The sequence below is a fragment of the Paraburkholderia sp. RCC_158 genome (assembly GCF_041355255.1).
Taxonomy (GTDB): Bacteria; Pseudomonadota; Gammaproteobacteria; order Burkholderiales; family Burkholderiaceae; genus Paraburkholderia; species Paraburkholderia graminis.
The window spans coordinates 154132-170461 of record NZ_JBFUPM010000006.1; the positions used below are offsets into that span (position 1 = coordinate 154132).

General features: G+C 64.4%; 15 protein-coding genes. 8 read left to right on the forward strand and 7 right to left on the reverse strand.

From position 1 onward, the window contains the following. Window positions 1–63 precede the first annotated feature (63 nt). The 3 genes from AB6809_RS14435 to AB6809_RS14445 are packed head-to-tail and all read right to left on the reverse strand — an operon-like array spanning window position 64 to window position 4056. On the reverse strand, window positions 64–2286 hold the full coding sequence (locus AB6809_RS14435; protein ID WP_029966472.1) for a xanthine dehydrogenase family protein molybdopterin-binding subunit: 2223 nt from the start codon (window positions 2284–2286) through the stop codon (window positions 64–66). Continuing rightward, window positions 2283–3284, reverse strand: coding sequence for a xanthine dehydrogenase family protein subunit M (locus tag AB6809_RS14440; protein ID WP_029966471.1), 1002 nt, complete (start codon window positions 3282–3284; stop codon window positions 2283–2285). Before AB6809_RS14440 ends, AB6809_RS14435 begins: the two co-directional genes overlap by 4 nt. Before the next feature lie 13 nt (window positions 3285–3297). After that, complete coding sequence (locus AB6809_RS14445; protein WP_029966470.1) at window positions 3298–4056, reverse strand: 2Fe-2S iron-sulfur cluster-binding protein; 759 nt, start codon at window positions 4054–4056, stop codon at window positions 3298–3300. Window positions 4057–4211: 155 nt separating this feature from the next. Here AB6809_RS14445 and AB6809_RS14450 point away from each other — a divergent pair, with 155 nt between their 5' ends. From AB6809_RS14450 to AB6809_RS14460, 3 genes are all read left to right on the forward strand, one after another. Further along, window positions 4212–6311, forward strand: a complete 2100-nt coding sequence (locus AB6809_RS14450) for a D-(-)-3-hydroxybutyrate oligomer hydrolase (RefSeq protein WP_029966469.1) — start codon at window positions 4212–4214, stop codon at window positions 6309–6311. 125 nt (window positions 6312–6436) lie between these two features. Continuing rightward, window positions 6437–6682 carry a hypothetical protein gene (locus AB6809_RS14455; protein ID WP_006049205.1) on the forward strand — a complete coding sequence of 82 codons (246 nt, stop codon included), beginning with the start codon at window positions 6437–6439 and terminating at the stop codon, window positions 6680–6682. A 23-nt stretch (window positions 6683–6705) separates the two neighbouring features. Then, window positions 6706–7512 carry an exodeoxyribonuclease III gene (locus AB6809_RS14460; RefSeq protein WP_371026849.1) on the forward strand — a complete coding sequence of 269 codons (807 nt, stop codon included), beginning with the start codon at window positions 6706–6708 and terminating at the stop codon, window positions 7510–7512. Here the strand turns inward: AB6809_RS14460 and motB are convergent. From motB to AB6809_RS14475, 3 genes are read right to left on the reverse strand one after another with little or no spacing between them, the layout of a single operon-like run. Next, window positions 7509–8495: a flagellar motor protein MotB gene (gene motB, locus AB6809_RS14465; RefSeq protein WP_307258754.1), complete on the reverse strand. Its 987-nt coding sequence runs from the start codon at window positions 8493–8495 to the stop codon at window positions 7509–7511. The genes AB6809_RS14460 and motB overlap by 4 nt on opposite strands. Continuing rightward, window positions 8495–9379 carry a flagellar motor stator protein MotA gene (gene motA / locus AB6809_RS14470; protein WP_371026850.1) on the reverse strand — a complete coding sequence of 295 codons (885 nt, stop codon included), beginning with the start codon at window positions 9377–9379 and terminating at the stop codon, window positions 8495–8497. Before motA ends, motB begins: the two co-directional genes overlap by 1 nt. Then, a complete protein-coding gene (locus AB6809_RS14475) occupies window positions 9349–9669 on the reverse strand; it encodes a hypothetical protein (protein WP_307258756.1) in 321 nt (106 codons plus the stop codon). The genes motA and AB6809_RS14475 overlap by 31 nt, the downstream gene beginning before the upstream one ends. Here AB6809_RS14475 and AB6809_RS14480 point away from each other — a divergent pair. Beyond that, window positions 9668–11080, forward strand: coding sequence for a DUF2252 domain-containing protein (locus AB6809_RS14480; RefSeq protein WP_371026851.1), 1413 nt, complete (start codon window positions 9668–9670; stop codon window positions 11078–11080). The two genes, AB6809_RS14475 and AB6809_RS14480, sit on opposite strands and share 2 nt — an antisense overlap. 24 nt (window positions 11081–11104) lie before the next feature. Here the strand turns inward: AB6809_RS14480 and AB6809_RS14485 are convergent, their stop codons facing one another. Further along, a complete protein-coding gene (locus AB6809_RS14485; protein ID WP_029966460.1) occupies window positions 11105–11971 on the reverse strand; it encodes a polysaccharide deacetylase family protein in 867 nt (288 codons plus the stop codon). A 229-nt stretch (window positions 11972–12200) separates the two neighbouring features. On the opposite strand from AB6809_RS14485, the gene AB6809_RS14490 reads away from it, so the two are divergent. The 4 genes from AB6809_RS14490 to gndA all read left to right on the forward strand — a co-directional run bounded on the left by AB6809_RS14490 (window position 12201) and on the right by gndA (window position 16186). Continuing rightward, on the forward strand, window positions 12201–12965 hold the full coding sequence (locus AB6809_RS14490) for an SDR family oxidoreductase (protein ID WP_006049211.1): 765 nt from the start codon (window positions 12201–12203) through the stop codon (window positions 12963–12965). A gap of 7 nt (window positions 12966–12972) precedes the next feature. Next, window positions 12973–13869 (forward strand): NAD-dependent protein deacetylase, encoded by an 897-nt coding sequence (locus tag AB6809_RS14495; RefSeq protein ID WP_029966459.1) that lies wholly within the window; start codon window positions 12973–12975, stop codon window positions 13867–13869. 64 nt (window positions 13870–13933) lie between these two features. Then, the gene (locus AB6809_RS14500) at window positions 13934–14572 is read left to right on the forward strand and encodes a DUF938 domain-containing protein (RefSeq protein WP_029966457.1); all 639 of its coding nucleotides are present in this window, start codon (window positions 13934–13936) and stop codon (window positions 14570–14572) included. A 204-nt stretch (window positions 14573–14776) separates the two neighbouring features. Continuing rightward, window positions 14777–16186 (forward strand): NADP-dependent phosphogluconate dehydrogenase, encoded by a 1410-nt coding sequence (gene gndA / locus AB6809_RS14505; protein WP_307258763.1) that lies wholly within the window; start codon window positions 14777–14779, stop codon window positions 16184–16186. The last annotated feature ends 144 nt before the right edge of the window (window positions 16187–16330 follow it).

The window sequence follows — 16330 nt, forward strand, 5'->3', positions numbered from 1 at the left end:
GAGAATGAAAGTGCCTCCGATTGTGCGGCGCAATGCAACCCGAGGCAAGCGCCCGCCATGCGTTCAGACGCGCGTCGGCTGCATCACCTTATCGAGCGTCACCGGCAGATCGCGCACGCGCACACCGGTCGCGTGATACACCGCGTTCGCCAGCGCCGCGCACACGCCCGTAATCCCGATTTCGCCGATGCCGCGCACGCCGAGCGAGTTGATATACGGGTCCGGCCGGTCGAGAAACGTGATGTCGAGCGAGCCGATGTCCGCGTTCACCGGCACGTGATATTCCGCGAGGTTCGCGTTCGTGAAGCGCCCATAGCGCGTGTCGAGCGACGACTCTTCCTGCAACGCCGCGCCCACGCCCCACACAATGCCGCCGAGCATCTGGCTGCGCGCCGTCTTCTCGTTGAGCACGCGCCCCACGTCATACACGGCGACGACGCGCGGCACGCGAATCGTGCCGAGGTCCGCATCCACGCGCACTTCGACGAACACCGCGCCGAACGAGTGAAACGAGTACTTCTGCTTTTCGTCGCCCGGTTTGACGGTGGAGGTTGCCTCAATCGGCTTGCCGCCCGCACGCGCGATGATCGCCGCGGCCGGATCGCGCTTCGCCGGTTGCGAGCGGCTCGTCACCCAGCCGTTTTCCACGGTGATGTCGTCGGGCGCGATGCCGTGCACCGGCGAGGCCGGGTCCGCCAACGCAAGCGCGATCAACTGCGCGCGCGCCGCGTTGGCGGCGTCCCGCACGGCCGGCGCAACGCTCGCCGCCGACTGCGATCCGCCCGACACCGGCGCCTTCGGCAGCGACGAATCGCCGAGCGCGAAGTGGATGTTCTCCGGCGCGAAGCCGAGCGCATCGGCGGCGACCTGGGTCATCACCGTGTAAGTGCCCGTGCCGATGTCCTGCGTGCCCGACGCCACCATCGCCGTGCCGTCCGGCAGGATTCGCGCGATTGCGCCGGCTTCGCTGCGATTGGCCGGATACGTGCATGTCGCCATGCCCATGCCGATCAGCGTGTTGCCGTCGCGCATCGAACGAGGCGTGGGATTGCGCCGCGACCAGCCGAATTTTTCCGCGCCGACCTGATAGCACTCGCGCAACGATTTGCCCGACCACGGCTTGTTTTCCTGCGGATCGGCCTCCGCGTAATTCTTCAGGCGCAAAGCGAGCGGGTCCATCCTGAGCGCGACGGCCAACTCGTCCATTGCCGATTCGAGCGCGAACGAGCCGGTCGTCTCGCCGGGCGCGCGCATGAAGGTCGGCGTGCCGACGTTCAGCGGCACGAGCCGGTGCGTGGTCACCTGATTGGGCACCGCATACAGCATGCGCGTGACCATGCAGCAGGTCTCGGTCCAGTCCTCGATCATCGACGTATTCGAAATGCTGTCGTGGCGTATCGCGGTGAGCGTGCCGTCGCGCCGCGCGGCCAGCACGAGGTGCTGTTCCGTGTGCGGGCGCGCGCCGACCGGGCCGAACATCTGCGGCCGCTCGAGCACGAGCCGCACGGGACGTCCTGTCTGTTTCGCCGCCATCGCGCACAACGACACATGCGACCACGATGAGCCCTTGCACCCAAAGCCGCCGCCGACGAACGGCGAAATCACGCGCACGTCGCCGGGCGAAATGCCGAGCGTCTTCGCCACTGCCTGAGCTTCGCCGCTCACGCCTTGCGTCGAATCGTAGAGCGTGAGTTGCGGGCCGTCCCAACGCGCCATCGTCGCGTGCGGCTCCATCGGGTTGTGATGCTCGATCGGCGTGGTGTACGTCGCGTCGATATGCACGGCGGCGCTTCGCATGCCGTCGTCGAAACTGCCGCGCTGCGTATCCGTTTGACGTCCCTGCGGTTTGTCGGGCGCATGCGCGTTGGCCTTCGCCTGCGCAAAGTCGAGCGTGGCCGCGCTCGCCCGATACGTGATGCGCAACTGACGCGCGGCGTCGGTCGCATGCTCGAGCGTATCGGCGACGACCACCGCAACCGGCTCGTTGTTGTAATGCACTTCGTTGTCCTGCAACAGCGACAGCCGACGCCCCGCGGGCGGCGCCAATTGCGCCTTGCCGCCGTTCGGCAGACGTGGCGCGTTCTCATGCGTCATCACCAGCAGCACGCCGGGCACGGCTTGCGCGCGGCTCGCATCGATCGATGCAATGGTGCCGCGTGCAATCGTGCTCGTGACGAGCACCGCATGCGCGAGACGCGCCTCCGGGAACTCCGCCGCATAGCGCGCTTCGCCGGTTACTTTCAGCAGACCGTCGGTACGGTCGAATGGTTGACCGATCAGATTCATGCGAGACCTCCCGGCCGGCCCGCTGCTTCGTTCACGGCGCGCACGATTGCGCGTTGCGCGAGCTGGACCTTGAAGCGGTTATCGCGCAGCGGCCTGGCATCGTTCAACGCGGCCGCAGCGGCGCGGTTCAGCGTGGCTTGCGTGAGCGGCTGGCCGTTCAGTAGCTGCTCGGCGGCACTTGCTCGCCAGGGCTTGTGCGCGACGCCGCCGAGTGCGATGCGCGCGGTCTGCACGCGTTCGCCATCCATCTGCAATGCGGCGGCGACCGAGACCAATGCGAATGCGTAACTGGCGCGGTCACGCACTTTCAGATAGTGCGAATGCGCGCTGAAAAGCGGTGGCGGAAGATCGACCGCGGTGATCAGTTCGCCTGGGCGCAGCGTGGTATCGACATCGGGCCTGTCGCCCGGAAGCCGATGAAATTCCGCGAACGGAATGCTTCGCTCTCCAGTCGGCCCACTTACGCGCACGACAGCGTCGAGTGCCGCGAGCGCGACGCTCATATCCGACGGATTCACCGCGACGCACTGCGGACTCGCGCCGAGAATCGCGTGCATGCGGTTGTGGCCTTCGAGAGCCGCACAGCCGCTGCCCGGCGTGCGCTTATTGCACTGTGAAAACGCGGTGTCGTAAAAGTAGCCGCAGCGCGTACGTTGCAGCAGATTTCCGCCGACGGTCGCCATATTGCGCAATTGCGCCGATGCGCCCGATAGAAACGCCTGCGAGAGCAGCGGATATTGTTCGCGCACCAGCGCATGATTCGCGGCATCGCTATTGCGCACCAGCGCGCCAATGCGGATGCCGCCGCCAGGCAGCGTCGTGATGTCGTCGAGTCCGCCGATATGCGTGATGTCGATCAGGCGCACCGGCCGTTCGACACCGCCCTTCATCAGATCGAGCAGATTCGTGCCGCCGCCGATGAACACCGCGCCCGGTTGCTGCGCCGCTCGCACTGCGCCGGCGACATCGGCGGCGCGTTCGTAAGAGATCGCATCCATGCTCGTGCTTGCCTCACGCGTGATCGTGGTGGTCGTGGTGATCGTGGTCGACGTCGGCGGCGCTCGCGTTCTGGCCGCTGCCGTCATGCGCGGCGCGGATCGCGGCCACGATGTTCGCGTACGCGCCGCAACGGCAAATATTGCCGCTCATGCGCTCGCGAATTTCGTCGTCGGAAAGTTTGATAGGACGTCTACGAATATCCGCGGTGACGACGCTCGCCGTGCCGTTGCGAAACTCTTCGAGCAGCGCAGTCGCCGAGCATAACTGTCCGGGCGTGCAGTAGCCGCACTGAAACGCATCGTGTTCGATGAACGCGCGTTGCAACGGGCTCAACGCGCCGTTGCTCGCGAGCCCTTCGACCGTGGTGATCGTCTCGCCTTCGTGCATCACGGCAAGCGTCAGACACGAGTTGATGCGGCGTCCGTTGGCGATCACCGTGCACGCGCCGCATTGTCCGCGGTCGCAGCCTTTCTTCGTGCCCATCAGGCCCGCGTACTCGCGCAAGGCATCGAGCAGAGTGACGCGCGGCTCGAGTTGCAACGCATAACTGCGGCCATTCACGTTCAAGGTGACGGGCCGGGGCGGGACAGTTTGCGCAGTCCCTGCGGCCGGGGCGACGGGTGCCTGGGTTTGCGCGCGAAGGTGCGGTGCCGCACCGACAGTGGCGGCGGCCGCGGCCGATTGTAGAAAACGGCGCCGTGAAGGTTGACTCAAGGGCTCACGCAAGGCGGCTTCGTCACCCGAATGTTCACATTCGTTATCTCTTGCCATGACGGTCTATTGACTCCGCTGAAAGGTCAATGCAGGCTGACGATGCGTCGGTATCCGAGGCGTCGCGCTCAGAAGTTCAGCGTAGCAAATCCGGCGCGCTTGCGTGTACAACGGTTACGCAAAACGGTATTGCACAATAACGGAGACAAGCACAGATGACATCAGCCATTCGAAGCACGTCCACGCTTCCCATTGCAATCGTCGTCGCGCTCGCCATGAGCGCTTGCCACGGGGGCGACGACGACGGGCCGCCGCCACCGCAAACGAACACGTTGCCGAACTTCATCGTCGGCACGGTCAAGACGCAGTCTTATGACGGCAATAGTGACGACCTGCTGACGGCCGGACTCGGTAAAACTGGCCTTGCTTTAGCCACGGCGCCCGCGATTGCGAACGCCGCGCAACCCACGGCCGCCGAACTGCGGCGGCTCGCGATCTGGTCGAACTATCGCGCGCTCGTCGATATGACGAGCAACGGCGGGTATGGCCGCTTCTGGGGGCCCAATGTCGATCTGAACGGCAACGACACGCTCGGCGAAGGCAAGATCGCCGGCAAGGAATATCTGGCTTTCGCCGACGACGGCAGTGGTAAGCAGAACGTCAGCGTGCTCGTGCAGATTCCCGCGAGCTTCAATGCGGATCAACCGTGTATTGTCACGGCAACGTCATCGGGTTCGCGCGGCGTGTACGGCGCGATTTCCGCAGCGGGCGAGTGGGGACTTAAGCGCGGCTGTGCGGTCGCGTACACCGACAAGGGCTCGGGCAACGGCGCGCATGAACTGTCGACCAATCGCGTGACGCTGATCGACGGCACGTTGCAGGACGCGAACGCCGCGGGCAAGGCGAGTCTCTTCACAGCGAACCTCGGCAACACGGATCTCGCCACCTACAACACCCAGTTCCCGAACCGCTATGCGTTCAAGCACGCACACTCGCAGCAGAACCCGGAGCAGGACTGGGGCAAAAACACGTTGCAGGCGATCCAGTTCGCGTATTGGGCGCTCAACGATTCATACGGCACGTTGAACGGCTCGACCCGCACCGTGCGCTATAAACCGGGCAGCATTCTGACGATCGCGGCATCGGTGAGCAATGGCGGCGGCGCGTCGTTGGCGGCGGCGGAACAGGACACTTCGGGCCTCATCACCGCAGTCGTGGTCGGCGAGCCGCAAATCAACATTCGTGTGCCGTCGCAAGTGTCGGTGTCGCAAGGCGGCGTGCCCGTCGGCGCATTCGGCAAGCCGCTTGCCGATTACATGACGCTCGCGAACCTGCTCGAACCGTGCGCGGCGCTTGCGCCTGCCGCGACCGGGTCGCCGTATCTGACCGCGCTGCCGCTCGCGACCACCACCGCGATTCGCACCGCGCGATGCACGACGCTCGCGAACAATGGCGTGATCACGGGAGGCGACACCACGACGCAGGCGATCAACGCGCTCGCGCTTCTGCATCAGAACGGCTACCAGACCGACTCCGATCTGCTGCATGCGCCGATGTGGGATTCGCAAGCGGTGCCGGCGGTCGCGGTGACGTACGCGAACGCCTATGCCAAAGCGAGCGTGACCGACAACCTGTGCAACTTCAGCTTCGGCACGACGAGTTCGACGGGCGCGGCCGGCGTCACGCCCGCCGTCTCGCCGATGCTGACAGTGTTCGGCAACGGCAATGGTGTGCCGCCGACCAACGGCATCAACCTGGTCTACAACGCGGGCACGCTGGGCGCATTCGATCACCGGCTCGCCACGGTCGATGCAAGTTACGTCGGCGCTGCGTGTCTGCGCACGCTGTGGACCAACGGCACGTTGACCACGAATGTCGAAGCAGTCAGGGTGAATGCGAATCTGCATGGCAAGCCGGCCATCATCGTGCAAGGACGCGCCGATGCATTGGTGCCGATCAACCATGCTTCGCGGCCGTACGTGGCGACGAACCGGCTGGTCGAAGGCGGGGCGAGCAAGCTGTCGTTCTATGAAATCACGAACGGTCAGCACTTCGACGCGTTCCTCGGCGTGGCCGGTTTCGATACGCGCTTCGTGCCGCTGCATTACTACAACGTTCAGGCGCTCAACCTGATGTGGAGCCACCTGAAGAACGGCACGCCGCTGCCGCCTTCGCAAGTGGTTCATACGGTGCCGCGCGGCGGCACGCCGGGCGCGGCGCCTGCATTGACGACCGCGAACTTGCCGGCAATCGCGACGAGCCCTGGCGGCAATGCGATCACGGTCGCAAACGGCGCGGTGAACGTGCCAAACTGATGCGGGTCCACTCACTCGCGTGACGCGGCGCGGCCCCGCGTCGCGCGTGTGAGCGCCGCATTGAATCCGCAGCGGGTACGAGCGATGCTACGGGTGATCGGCATCAAGCGTTCAGAGGACAACCGATGCAGTTCGACTACAGGCATTTTCATATCGATTGCCGGGCACGCCATGCGGACGAAGGCGTCTACTACGCGCGTGCCAGAATCACGCATATCCCGCGGAAAAACGAGCATTTCCGTTCGCACGATTCCGGCGACATCGACGCCTTCTCGAACGAAGCGGATGCGATCTCGTGCGCGCGATCGTGGGCGATCGAATGGTGCGATGAAGCGGCGTCGCAGGTGTCGAGCGAGGCGTCGTCGGAATAACTTGCGTGCAGGGAGGACATACTGTGGCGACGCTGCGCATTGCGACGTTCAACATCAATGGAATCCGCTCGCGTCAGGCCGCGTTGCTGCAATGGCTCGAGCGCGAGGCGCCGGACATTGTCTGTCTGCAGGAATTGAAGGCGGCGGACAGCGCGTTCCCCGCCGATGCCGTGCGCGACGCCGGATACCACGCGATCTGGCATGGCCAGAGCGCGTGGAACGGCGTGGCGATTCTGTCGAAGGGCGAAGCGCCGCTCGAAAGCCGCCGCGGCTTGCCGGGCTTCGAGGCCGACACGCATAGCCGCTATCTCGAAGTGGCCGTCGACGGATTGCTCGTGTGCTGTCTCTATCTGCCGAACGGGAATCCGCAGCCCGGTCCCAAGTTCGAATACAAGCTGAAGTGGTTCGACCATCTGATCGACCACGCGGCGAATCTGCTCAAGAGCGGGCATCCGGTCGTGCTGGCCGGCGACTTCAACGTCGTGCCCACCGATGAGGACATCTACAATCCGCGCTCATGGCTGAAAGACGCGCTATTGCAGCCGGAAAGCCGCGAACGTTATCGGCGCCTGCTCGCGCAAGGCTGGACAGATTCGTTGCGCACACACTTTGGCGACGAGCGCGTCTATACCTTCTGGGATTATTTTCGCCGTCATTGGGACACCAACTCGGGCTTGCGCATCGATCACATCTTGCTGAGCCCGGATCTCGCACCGCGTTTGCGCGACGCGGGCGTGGATCGCTGGGTGCGCGGCGAGCCGCACGCGAGCGACCACGCGCCGACACGGGTCGAACTGGATATGAGCGCCAGGCGGCGCAAAACGCGTTAGCGAACGATCGTCGCGCCCGGAGCCGCATGCGTGCGCGCCGCGACTGCGGGAATCGCCGAACTGGCCGGCGTGCTTTCGTCAATCGACGTACGGCCGCCATCGTGGAAAAACGCCTGTTCCGCGGCCTTGTTCATCACGAGAATGCTGATGCGCCGATTGGTCGGTTCATCGACGACATTGCTGTTAAGCGGCAGCACGTCCGCGAGGCCGCGCACCTGCAATAACTTTTCGCCATGCATGCCGCCCGAAACGAGCGCGCGGCGCGCCGCGTTCGCGCGTTCGGACGACAACTCCCAGTTCGAATAGCCGACAGGTCCGCCGGTGTACGGCACGGCATCCGTGTGGCCCGCAATCGAAATGCGGTTCTCGACGTCGTTGAGCGCCGCGCCGATCTGCGTGAGTATCGCGACCGCGTAAGTTTGCAGACGCGGACTGCCGGACGCGAACATCGGCCGGTTCTGCGAATCGACGATCTCGATGCGCAAGCCTTCGTTCGTGATCGAGATGCGGATCTGATCCTTGAACGCCTTTAGCGTTGGGCTTTGCTCGATCAGCGAAATCAGTTTTTCCTTCAGTTGCTGCAAACGAGCCGCGTCGGCGGGCGCAACCGTCGGCACGACGTTGACGGGCGCGGCCGCTTCGATCTGGGTCTTCTTGCCGTCGCCGGGACGCGTATCGGAGATGTCGCGCCCGCCGCCTTGCACCACGCTCGGCCGCGCGGCGGCCGTGCCTTCACTGCCGCCGAGCAGGCTCGAGAGCGGCGTGTTGAAGTAATCCTCGATGCCTTGCTTGTCGAACTTCGACGTGGAGCCGAGCAGCCACATGAGCAGGAAGAACGCCATCATCGCGGTGACGAAGTCGGCATACGCGATCTTCCATGCGCCGCCGTGATGGCCGCCGTGGTCGTCACTCTTCTTCGAGCGACGCACGATGATCGGCGGCGGCGCCTCGTCTTCCGAGCCGCGTGAACGTCGTTGCGTCATTACGCTGCTCCGCTTGTGGCCGGCTTCGGCGTCTTGGTGGCGCGCACCGCGTCGTCGAGTTCCTGGAAGCTCGGGCGGTCGGCGGTGAACAGCACCTTGCGTCCGAATTCCACGGCGATGGGCGGCGCATAGCCGGACAACGACGCGAGCAGCACGGCCTTCACGCATTGAAACGGCTTCGCTTCGGCGCGGCCTTTCGCGTTCAGCAGATCGGCAAGCGGCCCGATAAAACCATACGCGAGAAGAATGCCGAGGAACGTGCCGACCAGCGCGCCGGCGATCATCTCGCCGAGCACCGCGGGTGGCGCGCCGACCGAACCCATCGTGTGGACCACGCCCATCACCGCGGCGACGATGCCGAATGCGGGCAGGCCGTCGGCCATCTTCTGAATCGCGTTCGCGGCCACCGACGCTTCCGCGTGATGCGTGGCCAGTTCTTCATCCATCAGGTCCTGCACTTCGAGCACGTTGACGTTGCCGCCCGACATCATGCGCAAATAGTCGACGATGAAATCGAGCAGATGATGATCGGAGAGCACATGCGGATACTTCTGGAAAATCACGCTTTCTTCGGGAGCGAAGACGTCCGCTTCGAGCGACATCATGCCTTCCTTGCGTGCTTTCTGAAGCAGCTCGTAAAGCAGCGCGATCAGTTCCAGATACTTTTCTTTCGTATAGCCGCCGCCCTTGAAGCATGACGGAATCGCCTTGAGCGTCTTCTTCAACGTCGAGGTCGGATTACTGACGACGAACGCGCCAATCGCCGCGCCGAAAATGCATAGTAATTCAAACGGTTGAATGAGCGCCGGCAAATGGCCGCCCACGCCAATGAAGCTCCCTATGACGGAGCCGATCACCAATAACCAGCCAATTGCGACAAACATATTCTCTCCGTTATCTTGCGCGCCGCACGTCGTACCGGAAGACGTCCTTTTTCAAGGACGCTGCGTGCGTCACTGAATTTCCGCATGTACTGGTAAACGGCTCGAAAGGCTATTGCTGAAGTGTTCGAACGAATCAAAGCGGAAAAATAGAAGCGCGCGTGAGTCGCGTATGCGGCATCGGTAAAAAGCGCCCTCACTTTTTTACCGATTGCTCTGCTAGCATGCAATGCGACCGGCGTCAGGTCTCTCGAACGGAAGTGAACCTTCACAAGAAGAACGGAGATGAGCATGAAAGCCAGCACCATTGCCGACCGTGAGGCGCGTGGCCGTGCCGCCCGCGAAAAATCGAAGCGCTCGAGTCACCGGACAGTAGGCGAGTTGCGCCGCGATCCGATCGAGTTGCTGAAGGAGAGCAGCGAAGGCCGCGTGCGCAATCTCGTGCCGCTGCGTTATGGGCGCATGGCCGCATCGCCGTTCACGTTCTTTCGCGGCACCGCGCTGTTGCAGGCTCACGATCTCAGCAAGGTTCACGACACGGGCTTGACGATGCCCATCTGCGGAGACGGGCACTTGATGAACTTCGGCGGCTTCGCGACGCCCGAGCGGCAGCTTGTGTTCGACCTGAACGATTTCGACGAAGTGTCGGTCGGCCCATTCGAATGGGATCTGAAACGCCTCACCGCGAGTCTCGTGATCGCGGCGCGTCATATGCGCCTGAGCCGCGGCGCCGCCGAAGATCTGGTGATGACGGCGGTCAACGAATATCGCAATCGCATGGCGCAATACGCACAGTGCGGCGCGCTCGAACTCTGGTACGAGCGCATCACATTCGAGCGCATGGCCGAGACGGCGCTCACGCCGGAACGGCGTCGCGCCGTGCGCCGTGGCATGGAGAAGGCGGCGAGCCGCACGCACGAAAGTCTGTTCGAAAGAATGGCCGGGCATGACGGCGAGCGCTGGGTGATTCGCGATGCGCCGCCCGCGCTCTTTCATGTGCTGGGCGCGAACACGCTCTTCACCGCCGAGGAAACCGAAGAGCTAAAAGGCCCGCGCGGAGGCAACATGCTGGACGGCATGTGGAGCGACTACCTGAAGACGATGTCGCACGATCGGCGCGAACTGCTCGCTCATTTCAGCGTGCAGGACATCGTATTCAAGGTGGTGGGCGTGGGCAGCGTCGGCACACGCTGCACGGCCGTGCTGCTCGTCGACCCGATGAGCAAGCCGCTCTTCATGCAGATCAAGGAAGCGAGGCCGTCGGTCGTCGCGCGCTATTTCAAGTCGCCGCCGGCCAGGCATCAGGGCGAGCGCGTCGTGCAAGGGCAGCGCATGTTGCAGGCCGCAAGCGACATCTTTCTCGGCTGGGCGACGAGTCCGCTCGGACGGCATTACTACTTCCGTCAATTGCGCGACATGAAGCTGTCGGCGAGCATCGAGCTATTCGATAGCGACCTGCTGACCGGTTACGCGCAACTGTGCGGCTGGGTGATGGCGCGAGCGCATGCAAAGGCGAGCGGCCAGGCGATCGAGGTCAGCGCGTATATCGGTCGCGGCGATCAGTTCGCCGAGGCGCTGACAACGTATGCAACGACATACGCGGATCAGGTAGAGCGCGACTACGACGCTTTCATCAAGGCGTGCCGCAGCGGGGCGCTAGAAGCACGTTCGGACGAAGACATGGCGGCGGATTTCCGCATGTGATGCTGATGGCCGTGAAGCCGCGTATCAACCGTCGATGCGCGCTTCGCGCAGCGTGACGAAGCGCAGTTTCTGTTTGCGCGCGGCTTCGGCGACACGCGGCAGCACCGCGAGAATCAGCGGTTCGCCGTCGACGGTGAGCGCGGCGTTGCCGTCGTGCAGCAGCAGAATGTCGCGTGCCGCGAGGCCGTCGAGCAGCCGCCTCGCGACCACTTGCGGATCGCGTTCGCGCGTGTCGTAGCCGCGCCGCGTCCACGCCGCGAGCCGCAGATCGAGCTTGCGCAGCACCGGTTCGAGAAAGATGTTGCGCAAGCCGGCCGGGGCGCGAAAAAACATCGGACGCTCGCCGCTGAGTTCTTCGAACGTGCGTTGCGCGGCGTCGATCTCGCGCAACAGCGCGCCAGGCAGCGTGATGGAAAACGTATGCACGTGGACCTGCGAATGATTTTCCAGCGCATGACCGCGCGCGACGATCTCGCGTGCGAGTTGCGGATAACGCCGCGCCTTCTCTCCGATGCAGAAGAACGTTGCGTGCACGCCTAACGCGTCGAGCAGATCGAGCACTTGCGGCGTGACGACCGGATCGGGGCCATCGTCGATGGTCAAGGCGATGGCGTCCGCGTTGCGCGCGCCGGCGGGCAAGCGCGTCCAGTTCGGACCGAGCAGCGACGTGCGCGGCAGCAGACCGGCCACCGTGAAAACAGCGTGATTCGCGAAGATCGCCGCGAGCCACCACGGCCATGCGCGCGGCGCGACGAGCCACGCGGCCAGCACCAGCACGTGCCATGCGGCGGTCGCGGTGAGCATCGCGGGATAGCCGGTTTCGGGCCAGCGGCGCAGCCGTGCCGCGCGAGCGTCATGCGGCGTGTCGTGGGGCGTGGAGAGTGGATTCATAAAACGTGCTTCCGGTAATTGCGCGGCTTGATCAGGCGCCGCGAAGGCGCCGCGCGCAACGTCGAACGATACCATTGATGCGCGAGCCGCCGCGACCGCGGACAGGAACGGCAATGAAAGCGCGGCGTCAGGGCAATGCGCTCGCGTCGCGGGCATTTGTGATCGACCCTGCGCTGCGGTAACGTACGAGGCAGTGGCGCCTCGCCGCCGGCAAACAGGGAGACATGTTGTGACAGTGACGGGAATCAGAAAGGTAGCTTTGGTAACGGGCGCGGGCAGCGGCATTGGCCGCGCATGCGCGCTGCGCCTCGCGGAGCACGGCTATAGCGTGGTGCTCGCGGGCCGTCGACGGGCGGCGCTCGAAGCCGTGGTCGAAGCGGCGCACGCGCTCGGCGGCGAAGCGCTGGCCGTGCCCTGCGACGTGACCGACGCGGACAGCGTCGCCGCCTTGTTCGACACGATCCGCGAGCGCTATGGCCGGCTCGACGTGCTGTTCAACAACGCGGGCCGCAACGGCTCGCCGGTGGACATCGACGAACTCGCTATCGACGAATGGCGCTCGGTGGTCGACACGAATCTGACCGGCGTGTTTCTCTGCACGCGCGCCGCGTTCGGTCTGATGAAAACGCAGAATCCGCGCGGCGGGCGCATCGTCAATAACGGTTCGATTTCGGCGCATGCGCCGCGGCCCAACAGCATTGCCTACACGGCCACCAAGCACGCGATTACCGGCCTCACGAAAGCCGTGTCGCTCGACGGCCGCAAGTACGACATCGTCTGCGGTCAGATCGACATCGGCAATGCGGCAACGGAAATGGCCGAGCGCATGGCGCGCGGCATCCCGCAGGCGAACGGCGAGATCGCGGTCGAACCGTTGATGGACGTCCAGCATGTCGCCGACGCCGTGCTGCATATGGCGCAGTTGCCGCTGTCCGTGAACGTGCAGTTCATGACGATCATGGCGAGCAAGATGCCGTTCGTCGGACGCGGTTGAAGGCGTCATGACCGATCTTCGTTCCGCGCCTGTTGAGTCGTCCCAAGCGCTTGAAGCGCTCGAAGCCGTTAGCGCATCGCACACGCTCGACGACCTTCACGACTTCGTGCAACGTTACCCGCGCCTGTTCGTCCTGACCGGCGCGGGCATCAGCACGGACTCCGGCATTCCCGGCTATCGCGACGACAACGGCGAATGGAAGCGTTCGCCGCCCATCACGCTGCAGGAGTTCCTCGGCGGCGATGCGATGCGCCGGCGCTACTGGGCGCGCAGCATGGTCGGCTGGCCGGTCGTCGCGCAGGCGCAGCCGAACGCCGCGCATACGGCGCTCGCGCGTCTCGAAGCCGCCGGTCATGTGCCGACGCTCGTCACGCAAAACGTCGACGGTTTGCATCAGCGCGCGGGCAGCCGCCAGGTGATCGAGTTGCATGGCGGAATCGACGGCGTTATTTGCCTGGATTGCGGAACGCAGCATTCGCGTGCGTCGATCCAGCAGACGCTGGAAGCGGACAACCCCGCGTTGCGCAGCGTCACCGCCGAAGCCGCCGCCGACGGCGACGCGCATCTCGAATGGCACGCGCTCGAAACGTTTCGCGTGCCGGCGTGCGCGAATTGCGGCGGTTTGCTGAAACCGGCGGTGGTGTTCTTCGGCGAAAGCGTGCCGCGCGAGCGCGTGGAAGCGGCGTCGCATGCGCTCGATGCCGCGGACGCGGTGCTCGTGGTCGGCTCGTCGCTCATGGTCTATTCCGGTTATCGCTTCTGCGTATGGGCGCAAAAGCAGCGCAAGCCGATCGCGGCGATCAACCTCGGGCGCACGCGCGCCGATCCGCTTTTGTCGCTGAAAATCGCGGCGCCGTGCGCCGATATGCTGACCGCTCTGGCCGGCCGCCTCGCGGTAGATTGAGCGGCGCACGCCAACGCCTACGCTATCGAGCCAACGCCATTCATTCAATGGAAACGCCATCCTCATGACCGAACCTCTTCCGTCGATGCGGCAACATTCGCCGTCCGCCGAACGCAACCGCGAACCGATACTCGCGGTGTTGCGCACGGTGCTGCCCGCCACCTGCCGCGTGCTCGAAATCGCGAGCGGCACCGGTCAGCACGCGCTCTGCTTTGCCCGCGCGCTGCCCGGCCTCGACTGGCAACCGAGCGACGCCGACGCGGAAGCGCGCGAGTCGATTGCCGCATGGATGGCACATGACGCGCCGCCCAACCTGCGCGCGCCGCGCGCGCTCGACGTGCATCAGCCGGAGTGGGACGTCGGCGCGCTGGACGCCGTCGTGTGCATCAACATGATCCACATTTCGCCGTGGAGCGCGGCGCAGGCGTTATTCGCAGGCGCGAGCCGCTATCTCGTGGATGGCGGTGTACTGTATCTGTACGGCCCATACAAACGCGGCGGCGCGCACACCGCGCCGAGCAACGAAGCTTTCGATCGCCAATTGCGAAGCCGCGATCCTTCGTGGGGCGTGCGCGATATGGAGGCGGTCGTGGCGCTCGGGGCATCGGCGGGATTTGAAGGCGACGAGCCGACCGCGATGCCGGCCAATAATTTCAGCCTCGTATTCAGGAAGCGCGCCGCGCAAGCCGGCCAGGCACGGTGACTGCGCGCAATCGGCGCGATCCGTGAAAGTGGCGGGAGCGGCGGGAGCGGCCAAAAGCGCGGCCAAAGCGAACCCAAAGCGCGCCTTTGCTTGCCCGATAACAAGCGGCGAACCGGCATTTCTTTTATGCTTTCACCCTCGACGTCCGGCCGACGTTCATTCCGGCGCGGCGTCACGACACTTTTTGGACACTGGAGAATTCACATGGGCAAACAGGCAATCGGCGTAGTGGGGCTAGCGGTCATGGGCCGCAACCTGGCGCTCAACATCGAGAGCCGCGGCCACGCGGTGTCGGTCTACAACCGTAGCCGTGAAAAGACCGACGAACTCATCGCCGAATATCCGGACAAGAAGCTGGTGCCGGCGTTCACGCTCGAAGAGTTCGTCGAATCGCTCCAAAAGCCGCGCCGCATTCTGCTCATGGTGAAGGCAGGCGAGCCGACCGACGCCACCATCGCATCGCTCAAGCCGCTGCTGGAGAAGGGCGACATTCTGATCGACGGCGGCAATACGCATTTCACGGACACAATTCGCCGCAATCAGGAACTGGCGAAGGCCGGTCTGCATTTCATCGGCACCGGCGTGTCGGGCGGCGAGGAAGGCGCGCTGAAAGGCCCGTCGATCATGCCGGGCGGTCAGCGCGACGCTTACGATCTGGTCGCACCGATTCTCACCGAAATCGCCGCGAAAGCGCCGGACGGCGAGCCGTGCGTCGCCTACATGGGCCCGGACGGCGCCGGCCATTTCGTGAAGATGGTGCACAACGGCATCGAATACGGCGACATGCAACTGATCGCGGAAAGCTACGCGGTGCTCAAGCAGGTGGCCGGCCTGTCGAACGAAGAACTCGGCAAGGTCTATACCGAATGGAATCAGGGCGAGCTCGACAGCTATCTGATTGAAATCACGTCGAAGATCTTCAGCAAGAAGGACGAAGAAACCGGCAAGGATCTCGTCGACGTGATTCTGGATCGCGCGGCGCAGAAGGGCACCGGCAAGTGGACGAGCCAGAACGCGCTCGACCTCGGCGCGCCGCTGCCGCTGATCACCGAAGCGGTGTTCGCACGCGTGCTGTCGTCGCTGAAAAGTCAGCGCGTGGCCGCAAGCAAGGTGCTGGACGGCCCGAAGGCGAAGCCGCTCGGCGCCGAGCGCGAGGCGTTCATCGAGTCAGTGCGCCGTGCGCTCTACTTCAGCAAGGTCATTTCGTACGCGCAAGGTTTCGCGCAACTGCGCGCGGCGTCGGAAGAGTACAAGTGGGACCTGGATTTCGGCACGATCGCGAAAATTTTCCGCGCCGGCTGTATCATCCGCGCCCGCTTCCTGCAGAAGATCACGGACGCCTACACGAAAGACAAGGCCATCGCCAATCTGCTGCTCGATCCGTACTTCCGCGACATCGCGAGCAACTACCAGACGGCGTTGCGCGAAGTGGTGGTCGCGGCGATCAATGCGGGCGTGCCGGTGCCGGCTTTCGCGTCGGCGATTGCGTATTTCGACGCTTATCGCTCGGAGCGTCTGCCCGCGAACCTCGTCCAGGCGCAGCGCGACTTCTTCGGCGCGCATACGTTCGAGCGCGTCGACAAGCCGGGTAGCTTCCACGCGAACTGGAGCTGAAGCTGCGGGCCGATGGAACGGCGCGGACGGCTTGAATCGCTTGAAACGCGCCGCCGCGCGCGCTTGCTGTAAGGGCGCACGCGGCGGCGCAGCGTTTGAATTCGCTGTGCCGCTATTGTTGCCGCAGGCTATCGACGGGATAGA

What these genes read in the sequence shown, in the direction of transcription:
- AB6809_RS14475 (WP_307258756.1), bottom strand. Translation starts at nt 9,669, where the DNA reads ATGCTCATCTCCGTTCTTCTTGTGAAGGTTCACTTCCGTTCGAGAGAC.
- AB6809_RS14495 (WP_029966459.1), top strand. Translation starts at nt 12,973, where the DNA reads ATGACCGATCTTCGTTCCGCGCCTGTTGAGTCGTCCCAAGCGCTTGAA.
- AB6809_RS14480 (WP_371026851.1), top strand. Translation starts at nt 9,668, where the DNA reads ATGAAAGCCAGCACCATTGCCGACCGTGAGGCGCGTGGCCGTGCCGCC.
- AB6809_RS14485 (WP_029966460.1), bottom strand. Translation starts at nt 11,971, where the DNA reads ATGAATCCACTCTCCACGCCCCACGACACGCCGCATGACGCTCGCGCG.
- motB (WP_307258754.1), bottom strand. Translation starts at nt 8,495, where the DNA reads ATGACGCAACGACGTTCACGCGGCTCGGAAGACGAGGCGCCGCCGCCG.
- gndA (WP_307258763.1), top strand. Translation starts at nt 14,777, where the DNA reads ATGGGCAAACAGGCAATCGGCGTAGTGGGGCTAGCGGTCATGGGCCGC.
- AB6809_RS14440 (WP_029966471.1), bottom strand. Translation starts at nt 3,284, where the DNA reads ATGGATGCGATCTCTTACGAACGCGCCGCCGATGTCGCCGGCGCAGTG.
- AB6809_RS14500 (WP_029966457.1), top strand. Translation starts at nt 13,934, where the DNA reads ATGACCGAACCTCTTCCGTCGATGCGGCAACATTCGCCGTCCGCCGAA.
- AB6809_RS14450 (WP_029966469.1), top strand. Translation starts at nt 4,212, where the DNA reads ATGACATCAGCCATTCGAAGCACGTCCACGCTTCCCATTGCAATCGTC.
- motA (WP_371026850.1), bottom strand. Translation starts at nt 9,379, where the DNA reads ATGTTTGTCGCAATTGGCTGGTTATTGGTGATCGGCTCCGTCATAGGG.
- AB6809_RS14435 (WP_029966472.1), bottom strand. Translation starts at nt 2,286, where the DNA reads ATGAATCTGATCGGTCAACCATTCGACCGTACCGACGGTCTGCTGAAA.
- AB6809_RS14445 (WP_029966470.1), bottom strand. Translation starts at nt 4,056, where the DNA reads ATGGCAAGAGATAACGAATGTGAACATTCGGGTGACGAAGCCGCCTTG.
- AB6809_RS14455 (WP_006049205.1), top strand. Translation starts at nt 6,437, where the DNA reads ATGCAGTTCGACTACAGGCATTTTCATATCGATTGCCGGGCACGCCAT.